The sequence below is a fragment of the Umezawaea sp. genome (genome assembly GCF_036375055.1).
GTDB lineage: Bacteria > Actinomycetota > Actinomycetes > Mycobacteriales > Pseudonocardiaceae > Umezawaea.
This window is the reverse complement of record NZ_DASUSQ010000075.1, coordinates 53691-63186: the sequence shown is the minus strand read 5'-3', so window position 1 is coordinate 63186 and position 9496 is coordinate 53691. Positions and strand designations below refer to the sequence as shown.

8 protein-coding genes are annotated in these 9496 nt (G+C 71.9%); 2 read left to right on the top strand and 6 right to left on the bottom strand.

Translation table 11 applies throughout. The features are described from left to right. The 6 genes from VFZ92_RS20955 to VFZ92_RS20930 form a co-directional block, all read right to left on the bottom strand. A partial coding sequence (locus VFZ92_RS20955) for a DUF4331 family protein (protein ID WP_330877683.1) occupies positions 1-494 on the bottom strand: 494 nt, incomplete at its 3' end. Positions 495-679: 185 nt separating this feature from the next. Next, positions 680-2194: an amidohydrolase gene (locus tag VFZ92_RS20950; RefSeq protein WP_330877686.1), complete on the bottom strand. Its 1515-nt coding sequence runs from the start codon at positions 2192-2194 to the stop codon at positions 680-682. 53 nt (positions 2195-2247) lie between these two features. Next, positions 2248-4032 carry a hypothetical protein gene (locus tag VFZ92_RS20945; RefSeq protein WP_330877682.1) on the bottom strand — a complete coding sequence of 595 codons (1785 nt, stop codon included), beginning with the start codon at positions 4030-4032 and terminating at the stop codon, positions 2248-2250. Between the two features lie 7 nt (positions 4033-4039). Beyond that, a complete protein-coding gene (locus VFZ92_RS20940; RefSeq protein WP_330877681.1) occupies positions 4040-5536 on the bottom strand; it encodes a tripartite tricarboxylate transporter permease in 1497 nt (498 codons plus the stop codon). Continuing rightward, positions 5529-6065: a tripartite tricarboxylate transporter TctB family protein gene (locus VFZ92_RS20935; protein WP_330877680.1), complete on the bottom strand. Its 537-nt coding sequence runs from the start codon at positions 6063-6065 to the stop codon at positions 5529-5531. Before VFZ92_RS20935 ends, VFZ92_RS20940 begins: the two co-directional genes overlap by 8 nt. Continuing rightward, the gene (locus VFZ92_RS20930) at positions 6062-7012 is read right to left on the bottom strand and encodes a Bug family tripartite tricarboxylate transporter substrate binding protein (RefSeq protein WP_330877679.1); all 951 of its coding nucleotides are present in this window, start codon (positions 7010-7012) and stop codon (positions 6062-6064) included. The genes VFZ92_RS20935 and VFZ92_RS20930 overlap by 4 nt, the downstream gene beginning before the upstream one ends. Positions 7013-7201: 189 nt before the next feature. Between VFZ92_RS20930 and VFZ92_RS20925 the strand changes: the two genes are divergently transcribed. Beyond that, complete coding sequence (locus VFZ92_RS20925; RefSeq protein ID WP_330877678.1) at positions 7202-8779, top strand: sensor histidine kinase; 1578 nt, start codon at positions 7202-7204, stop codon at positions 8777-8779. Further along, positions 8776-9465 carry a response regulator gene (locus VFZ92_RS20920; RefSeq protein ID WP_330877677.1) on the top strand — a complete coding sequence of 230 codons (690 nt, stop codon included), beginning with the start codon at positions 8776-8778 and terminating at the stop codon, positions 9463-9465. The genes VFZ92_RS20925 and VFZ92_RS20920 overlap by 4 nt, the downstream gene beginning before the upstream one ends. Positions 9466-9496 lie beyond the last annotated feature (31 nt).

Sequence of the window (9496 nt, the reverse complement as noted above, 5' to 3'; positions counted from 1 at the left end):
ATCGACGCGGGCCCGTTGGGCGACGGCGCGACCGGGGCGTTGTTCACGAGCTTGACCTTCTGGCCGTTCTCGTAGATCGCCTCGAGGTCGTAGCGCTGGCGGAACAACAGGTTCTCGTCGTCGAGCGAGTCCACGACACCGTTGGTGTACAAGAACGTGTTGTTCTTGCGACGGTCGTCGTTGTGGAACTGCCAGCGCAGGACGATGTCGGCCTTCGCGTCACCGTCGTTGTCGATGTTGAAGTCGTACTGCGCATCCTGGGCCCACGGGAAGAAGTTGGGGCCGCCGTTGGGTTCCTGGAAGCCGGAGTAGTTCGCGATGATCGTCACGAAGTCCGGCTGGTCGCCTGCCACGAACGCGTACAGGTCGGTGTTGTCGACCGTCGGGTCGGCGGAGATCAACGGCGCCTCGCGGTGGCTGGACGCCACCGAGGAACCCGGCACCAGGACGTCGACGGCGGCGATCAACACCGTGGCGCCGGCGGCCGCTAGCACGCCCCTCGTGCGTCGCCGCCGTGTCAGTGGTGGTGCTTCTGCCATGCCCGCTCCTTTCCCACTAGCCCACGCACGCGGGCTTCAGGGAGGGATTCGCAGGAATCGGCACCGGCGTTCAACGCTCGGCCATCACGAAGGTGATATTGGTCCGAACGGCCCACGTCCAGCGGCCGTTCGGACCAGTTTCACGCCTGGCCGATCCGGCCCGCGTCGTAGATGACGCGTCCGTCGAGGACGGTCCGCAGACACGTCGGCAGCGGCGAGCCGGGCTCCAGCGGCGGCAGGCCGGGCACCCCGGAGCGCGGGTCGAGCGACCACCGCTGGACCCGCGAGTCCGATCCGGCGACGACCAGGTCGGCCGCGTCCCACACGGCGTAGGTCGCGGGGGCGCCCGGCTGGAGGGTGCCGGTGACGCCGTCGTCCACGCCCGCCGCCCGCCAGCCGCCCCTGGTGTGCGCGGTGAACGCGGCCCTCGGCGACAGCCCCGCCCCCGGCGTGCGGTGGTGCACGGCGGCGCGCACGGCCGCCCACGGGTCGACCGGCGTCACGGGGGTGTCCGAGCCGAGCGCCAGCAGCATCCCCGCCGAGGCGAGCTGGGCGAACGGGTTGAGCGCCGTGCCGCGCTCCACGCCGAGGCGCTGCGCGTACATGCCCTCGGGGCCGCCCCACTCGGCGTCGAACAGCGGCTGGACCGACGCCACGACCCCGAACGCGCCCAGGGCCTCCGCCTGGTCGGCGGTGATCATCTCGACGTGTTCGAGCCGGTGCCGCCGGGCCGCGAGGGCGGGCGCGCCGACCTGCTCGGCGGCCAGTTCGAAGCCCCGCACCACGGCGGTCATCGCCGCGTCGCCGATGACGTGGAACCCGGCCTGGAGCTGGGCCCCGGTGCACCGCACGAGGTGCGCGGCGATGGCGTCGGCGTCGTGGTAGAGCGCGCCGGAGGTGTCCGGGCGGTCGTCGTAGGGCTGGTGCAGGGCGGCGGTGCGGGACCCGAGGGCGCCGTCCACGAACAGGTCGCCCGCGAGGCCGGTGACCGGGAGGTCGATCGGCTCGAACGCGCCCCAGTACCCGACGACCCTGGGACCGTCGGTCATGGCGAGCAGGTCGGCGAGGTCCTCGGTGCTGGAGATGTCCGGGCCCGCGCACTCGTGCACGGCGGCCACGCCCCGGCTCGCGGCGTGGGCCAGGAACGCCCGCTGCGCCGCGCGGCGCCGCTCGGCCGGGATGGCGTTCTTGGCGACGGCGCGGACGTGGTGGTGCGCGGCCCGCGACAGGGGCCCGTCCTCCGACCAGCCGTCGGCCCCGCGGACTCCGGGTGCCGCGTCCACGAGCGCGGTCGACGCGAGCGCGGAGTGCACGTCGATCCGCGACAGGTACACCCGCGCTCCCCCGGCGGCCTCGTCCAGCTCGGCGCGGGTGGGCGGGCGGCCCTCGGGCCACGTCGTCTCGTCCCAGCCGTGGCCCCAGACGAGCGGCTCGTCGGTGGCGCGGACGGCGGCCAGGCACTCGGCGAGCGACGCGCAGCCGGTCAGGTCGAGGCCCGTGAGCTGGAGGCCTGCCGAGGTCGCGTGCACGTGCGCGTCGACGAACGCGGGCGCGACGAACGCCCCGTCGAGCTGGACGACCTCCGCGTCGGGGTGCAGGGCGCGGCCGACGGTGTCCTGGCCGATCCACACGATCGTGCCGTCGGTGACGGCCATGGCGGTCGCCGCCTGGGAGGAGTAGACGCGGCCACCGAGGAGAAGAGTTGTCGTCACGACCGCTCAGTCTGCCCGTACTCCTCCGCGAGCCGGTCACGGAGGCGGGCGTGGCGGAACTGGTAGACCGGTCCGACCTGCCGGAGCACGCCCCGGCGGTGGGCCTCGCGCAGGAACGCCATGAGCCGCCACGGCAGCCTCCCGGTGGCGGCGAGGTAGGCGCGGGCCAGGGCGAACCGGCCCCACGCCTGGTAGGCGACCGTCTGGGCGAGGCCGATCGCCAGCGCGGTGGTGAGCGCCCTCGGGCCGTCTCCCCCGCCGAGCAGCGCCACCGCGAGCCCGACCGGCACGGCGAACTTCACCACGGTGACCAGCGACGTGGTGCGGTCGACCCGCAGCAGCCGGTCCGGGTCGCCCACGGTCCCGTCGGCCGGGCCTGCGCCGACGGCGGTGGCGACCGCGAGAGCCGCGACGGCGGCGGCAAGCAGCACGACCGTCCACGGGGCCAGGCCCAGCAGCAGGCCCGCGCCCGCGCCCGCGCAGAGGCCGACCGCCGCGGCGCCGGGGGCGCCGGACCACCGGGTCGGGCGCAGGCGCAGCGGTGGGTGGTCGGTGCCCAGGCCGCTGATCATCGGTCCGAGCAGGACGACCAGCAGCACCGCGACCGAGGTGGACCCGCTGACCGCCGCGCCGAGCAGCACCGGCGCCGCCAGGGCCGCGGCGAACAGCACCCGGCGCCCGCGCACCGCGCTCGGCAGCCGCCACCAGGCCAGGTCGTGGGTGTCCTGGCGAACCAGGAAGTCCGCGAGGAAGCGGAGGTGCCGCCGGTCGCGGTGCTCGGTGTAGAGCACGGGGACGTACCGGCCGAGCAGGTGGGCCTCGGGGTCCGGGACGTCCAGCAGCTCGGCGGGGTCCTCGGTGTCGTAGACCGTGCGGGCCAGGGTGGTCATCAGCGGCGTGCCCAGCACCGGGAGCAGCCGGTCGAGCACGGGTGCCCACTTGTCGCCCCTGGTGGACAGCCGCAGGTACTTCTCCACGTCGGCCGCGTCGAGGTCGGCCAGGACGATCGCCGCGGCACCGGTGACCACGTCCGCGGCGGCGGCGTACTCGGCCACGCGGCTGGTCAGCACGAGCGGGTCGTCGGCGCCGAGGGAGGCGTTGATCCCCCGGATCGCCCGGTCGCGCAGGTGCGGCGCGATCTCGTCGAAGCCGTCCAGCACCGGGAGGACGCGCTCGGCGGCGACCAGCGCCGCGGCCTCGGGACCGTACTGGCGCTCCAGCTCGTCGGACAGCCAGGACCGCAGGTCCTGCTCGGGGTTCCACGACCCGAGGGGCAGGATCACCGGGACGCGCTCGGTGTCCGCGGTGAGCACGAACCGGGTCGTGACCACCGTCTTGCCCGACCCCGGTCCGCCGAGCACCACCAGCCGTCCGGACGGCACGGCGGCGTAGACCTCGGCCAGGTCGTCCAGCGCGCCCGAGAGGTCGACCGGGTCGTCCCGGTCCGGGTCGCGGTGGATCGTTGGCCAGTGGTCCACGAGTTCCGGTGGGGCGTTGTCCCACCGGACCGGCAGCGGGTACGGGTCGTGCACGCCGCGCGCCCGTTCCTCCTGCCGCCACTGGGCGCGGACGGCGGCGGCGAGGTCGGGTGGTTCCGGCGCGGTCCGGCGTCCGCTCCACCACTGGGCGAGCGCCAGCAGCAGGCCCGCGCAGCCGAAGGCCATGCCGAGCACGCTGGACTTCTGGTCGGCCAGCTCCCACCCGTCCCCCACCAGGAACAGGAAGAGGCCGGTGGCGACCACGAGGGTCACCACCGGCCAGGTCCACCGCGGCGATCGCATCAGATCATCATGCCGCGACCTTCACCCTGCCACGGCGGAACCTCAGCACCGCCGCGGAGACGAGGATGAGCGCGAGGACGCTGTAGGCGACCATCGCGAACGTGCTGTCGACGAGGGCCACGGGATCGCCCTGGCTGATCGTCAACGTCCGGCGGAGCTGCTCCTCCGCCATCGGCCCCAGGATCATGCCCACCACGGCGGGCGCGATCGGGTAGCCGTGCCGTCGCATGAAGAACCCGATCACGCCGATGACCAGCAGCACGATCAGGTCCTGCACGACGAAGTTCACCGCGTAGGTGCCGAGCGCGGCGAACAGCAGGATGCCCGCGTACAGGTACGGCCGCGGGATCTGCAGGACCTTCACCCAGATCTTGATCAGGGGGAGGTTGAGCACGAGGAGCATCACGTTGCCGATGTAGAGGCTCGCGATGAGCGCCCACACCAGGGCCGAGTTGTTCGTGAACAGCAGCGGTCCCGGCTGGATGCCGTAGCTCTGGAACGCCGCCACGATGACCGCCGCGGTCGCCGTGGTCGGCAGGCCGAGCGTCAGCAGCGGCACGAGGACACCGGCCGCGGCCGCGTTGTTGGCCGCCTCCGGTCCCGCGACACCCTCGATGGCGCCCTTGCCGAACTCCTCGGGCCGCTTCGAGAGCTTCTTCTCGGCCGCGTAGGACAGGAACGTCGAGACGTCCGCGCCACCGGCCGGGATGGTGCCGATCGGGAACCCGATGGCGGTGCCGCGCAACCACGGCTTCCACGACCGGGACCAGAACTCCTTCGTCATCCACTTGCCGCCGACCGGGACCACCTCGACCGGCCCGTGCCGCAGGCGCGACGCCACGTACAGCGCCTCGCCGACGGCGAACACGCCGACCGCGACGACGACCACGTCGATGCCGTCGGACAGCGTGGACAGGCCGAGGGTCAGCCGGGGCTGACCGGTCAGCGTGTCCGTGCCGACCAGGCCGAGGAACAGGCCCAGCGCCAGCGCCGCGAGGCCCCGGCTGACCGAGGAGCCCAGCAGCGCGGCGACCGTGATGAACGCGACGACCATGAGCGCGAAGTAGTCGGGTGGCCCGAGGGTCACCGCGAGGTCCGCGATGGTCGGCGCGAGCACGGTCAGCAGGACCGTGGCGATCGTGCCCGCGACGAACGACCCGATGGCCGCGGTGGCGAGCGCGGCGGCTCCGCGCCCGGCTTTCGCCATCTTGTTGCCCTCTAGCGCGGTCACGATCGAGGACGACTCGCCCGGTGTGTTCAGCAGGATCGACGTGGTCGACCCGCCGTACATGCCGCCGTAGTAGATGCCCGCGAAGATGATGATCGCCGCGGTCGGTTCGAGCGTGTAGGTCAACGGCAGCAGCAGTGCGACCGTCATCGCCGGGCCGATGCCCGGCAGCACGCCGACGGCGGTGCCCAGCGTGACGCCGAGCAGCGCGTAGAGCAGGTACTCCGGCTGCATCGCGGTCGCGAAACCTTCGAGCAGCAGCGTGATGTTATCCATCGAGGAGTGGCACTCCCTCAAAGATCCCGGCGGGCAGGGAGAGCCCGAGACCGGACGCGAAGACGATCTGGATCACCACGGCGAGCACCACCGAGATCAGCAGCACCTTCCACCACGGTCGTGCGCCCAACGTCCAGGCGGCGCCCGCGAACAGCAGCGCCGCCGCGACCGGCCAGCCGACCAGGTCGATCAGCACGAGGTGCGCGACCAGGAAGGCCAGGAGTTTCACCACGGTCATCCAGTCGGTCCGCGCGTTCGCGTCCACGTCCTCCGCGTCCTCCAGCTCGCCGAGCTTCCCGCGCGCGGTGGCCACGATGGCCGCCAAGCCGGTCACGACGAGCAGGAAGCCGACGGCGTAGGGGAACGCGCGGGGCCCGACCGAGCTGGCCGAGGAGGGCACCTGGATGGTGCCCGCCTCGACCAGCGTGAAGATCCCCAGTGCGACGATCAGCCCACCGAAGACGTACTCCTCGATCTGCCGACCGCGCACCGGGTCCGCGCCCGGTGTCGGTGTGTCGACAGCGGTCACTTCACCAGCCCGATCTCCTTGAGCGTGGTCTGGATGGTGTTGATCTCGGTCGTGAGGAACTTGGAGAAGTCGTGGCCGGTCAGGAAGGTGTCGGTCCAGCCCTTCTTGGTCAGCTCCGCCTTCCACTGCTCACTGTCGTGCATCTCGGTGACCAGCTTGACGAGGTTGTCCTTCGCGGCGACGGAGATGCCGCCGGGGGCCACCACGCCGCGCCAGTTGATCAGCTCGACGGCCATGCCCGCGCCCTTGAGGGTCGGGGCCTTGAGGTCGGCGTGCTCGTTCGGGCCGGAGGTCGCGAGCGCGCGGAGCTTGCCCGCCTTGATCTGCTCGGCGTACTCGCCGACGCCGGAGATGCCCGCGTTGACCTTGTTGCCCAGCAGCGCGGCGAGCGACTCGCCACCGCCGGAGAACGGGACGTAGTTGAGCTTCGCGGGCTCGATGCCCTTGGCCTTGAGCATCATCGCGGCGAGGATGTGGTCGGTGCCGCCCGCGGAACCGCCCGCGATCGAGACGCCCTGGCCCTTGGCGGCGATGTCGGCCAGCAGGTCGTCGATCTTCTGGTACGGCGAGTCGGCGGGAACCACGACGACCTCGTCCTCGGCGGTGAGCCGGGCGATCGGGGTCGCGTCCTCCAGGCGCTTGTCGACACCGTTGGTCTCGACGGCGCCGACCATCACCAGACCGGTGATCATCAGGAAGCTGTCGGACTTCTCGTTGGCCAGCTTCTGGAGGCCCACCGTGCCACCGGCACCGCCCACGTTGCTGACCTGAACGGACTTGACCAGATCCGCGCCGGTGATGCTGGCCTGCATGGCCCGCGCGGTCTGGTCCCAGCCGCCGCCCGGATCCGCGGGGGCCATGATCTCCAGCTTCGCGACCGAGCTGGAGGAGCTCGCGCCGCCACAGCCCGCGAGCGCGAGACTCACCGCGATCGTCGCGGCCGCCACCGTGCGCGCTCCACGGGTGTGAATTCTCGACATTGTTGTACGCCTTCCGGGTATCCGGGGCTTCCGTGCCCCGGTGGCGGCTGAGGGTAGGCATTCGTCCGGTGACGAATACACCACTGGAAGTAACGGTCGTATTGGTCGTTACGGTCGTGAAGCAGCTCACAAGCGCATTGGGCCAGAATGCGCACCATGCGACGGTCGTTTTCCCTCGGTGTCTACCTGCTGGCTCTCCAGGTCGTCATCGTTCTGGTCACGACGTGCACCGCCGGTCTGCTCGCGGCGAAACTCCAGAACGACCGGATCCGCGAGGCGTACAAGGGGCGGATGCTGTCGACGGCGGAGAGCGTCGCACGGTTGCCGTCCGTGATCGAGGCGTTCGACGCGCCTCACCCGGCCGAGATCATCCAGCCTCTCGCCGAGGTGCTGCGCAAGGCGTCCGGGGTGACCTACGTCGTCGTGACCGACAACGCGGGCAACCGCTACGCCCACCCGGACCCCGCGCGGATCGGCCAGAAGGTGTCGACGGACCCGTCCACGGCGCTGTCCGGCCAGGTGTTCGTGGGCACCGAGACCGGAACGCTGGGCACCTCCCTGCGGGCGAAGGTGCCGATCAGGGCCACCGACGGGACGATCATCGGCATCGCGTCGGTCGGCATCCTGGAGACCCAGCTGGCGGCCGACTTCGCCGACGACCTGCCCGAGCTGATCGGCTGGCTCGCGGCGGCGGCGCTGATCGGCTCGCTCGGCGCCGCGATGGTGACCAAGACGATCCGGCGGCGCACGTTCCGGCTGGAGCCCGCGGAGATCGCCCAGCTGCTGGAGACCCGCGACGCCATGCTGCACGGCATCCGCGAGGGCGTCGTCGCGGTCGACGACCGCGACCACCTCGTGCTGGTCAACGACGAGGCGATGCGGCTTCTGGACCTGCGCGAAGACCCCACCGGGCTGCCCGCGGCGCAGGTGCTGGAACGCGGCGGCCTGCTGGACCTGGCCAGGGTGGTCGAGGACGTGACCGATCGGTTGGTCCTGGCCGGTGAGCGCGTGCTGGTCGCCAACCGCATGACCGCCAAGTCGCAGGGCCGCCCGGTCGGCGTCGTGCTGACCCTGCGCGACCGCACCGAGCTGTACGACGCGCTGCGCGAACTGGACGGCCAGCGCACCGTGACCGAGGTGCTGCGGACCCAGGCGCACGAGTTCTCCAACCACCTGCACGTGATCGGCGGCCTGCTGGAACTCGACCGGCCCGCCGACGCCGTGCGCTACATCGAACGCGTCGGCGGCGCGGGCTCGCTCACGTCGGCGACCGTCGACCGCGCGATGGCGGACCCGGCGCTGGCGGCGCTGCTGCTGGCGAAGGCGGGCACCGCCCACGAGCACGGCGTGTCGTTCCGGTTCTCCCCCGATTCGTCGGTCACGAGGGAGGCGGGTGACGACACGCTGACGGTGTTGGGCAATCTGGTCGACAACGCCGTCGACGCGGCGGGGTCGGGCGGCACGGTCACCGTGCTCGTCCGGTCCGACGACGACGGGGTCCGCATCCTCGTCGAGGACGACGGGCCGGGCATCGACGAAGCGGAACGCGGGAGGATCTTCACCTTGGGCGTCACAACCAAACAGCCGCGACGGGCGCACGGCCGGGGCATCGGGCTGGCGCTGGTGTCGCGGGTGGTCTCGCGGCGGTCCGGCAGCGTCGAGGTGGGCCGGTCCGAGTTGGGCGGGGCCTCGTTCGACGTCTGGCTCCCCGCCCTGGTGGGGGTCGGCGCATGAGCACCGTTCGCACCCTGGTGGTCGACGACGACTTCGCCGTGGCGGCCGTGCACCGGGCGTTCCTGGACACGTTGCCGGAGTTCACGGTGGTCGGTGAGGCGCATCGCGGGATGGACGCCCTGCGGGCCGTGGAGGAGCTGCACCCGGATCTGGTGCTGTTGGACATCCACCTCCCCGACATCTCCGGGTTGGAGGTGTTGGCCCGGTTGCGGGCGCGGTCCGGTGCCCAGGTGGACGTCATCGCCATCACCGCCGCTCGGGAGGTGGAGACCGTGCGGCAAGCCATGTCCCGAGGAGTGGACCACTACCTGGTGAAGCCGTTCACCCGCGGGGCTTTCCTGGAGCGGATGAACGCCTACCTGGCCCAGCGGGCCGAGGTCCTGCGGGTGGGGCGGGAGTCCGTTCTCGATCAGGATGCCGTGGACCAACTGTTGGCCGCCGGGCAGCGCAAGCCCAGGGGTGGGGCTTTGCCGAAGGGGTTGTCGGCGGTGACCCTGCGGTTGGTCACCGAGGCCTTGCGGGCCAACGAGGGGGATATGTCCGCGCAGGAGGTCGGGGATCGGGCCGGGGTTTCGCGGGTGAGCGCTCGGCGGTACCTGGAGCACTTGGTGGCCATCGGGAAGGCCGAGGTTCAGCCCCGGTACGGGGTGTCCAATCGGCCTGCTCATGGGTATCGGTTGGTGTGACGGTCGGTGGACGGGGATCGGGTGGCCGCCG

Coding starts and splice junctions, on each gene's coding strand:
- VFZ92_RS20945 (WP_330877682.1), bottom strand. CDS start 4,032: ATGCGATCGCCGCGGTGGACCTGGCCGGTGGTGACCCTCGTGGTCGCC.
- VFZ92_RS20920 (WP_330877677.1), top strand. CDS start 8,776: ATGAGCACCGTTCGCACCCTGGTGGTCGACGACGACTTCGCCGTGGCG.
- VFZ92_RS20925 (WP_330877678.1), top strand. CDS start 7,202: ATGCGACGGTCGTTTTCCCTCGGTGTCTACCTGCTGGCTCTCCAGGTC.
- VFZ92_RS20950 (WP_330877686.1), bottom strand. CDS start 2,194: ATGGCCGTCACCGACGGCACGATCGTGTGGATCGGCCAGGACACCGTC.
- VFZ92_RS20940 (WP_330877681.1), bottom strand. CDS start 5,536: ATGGATAACATCACGCTGCTGCTCGAAGGTTTCGCGACCGCGATGCAG.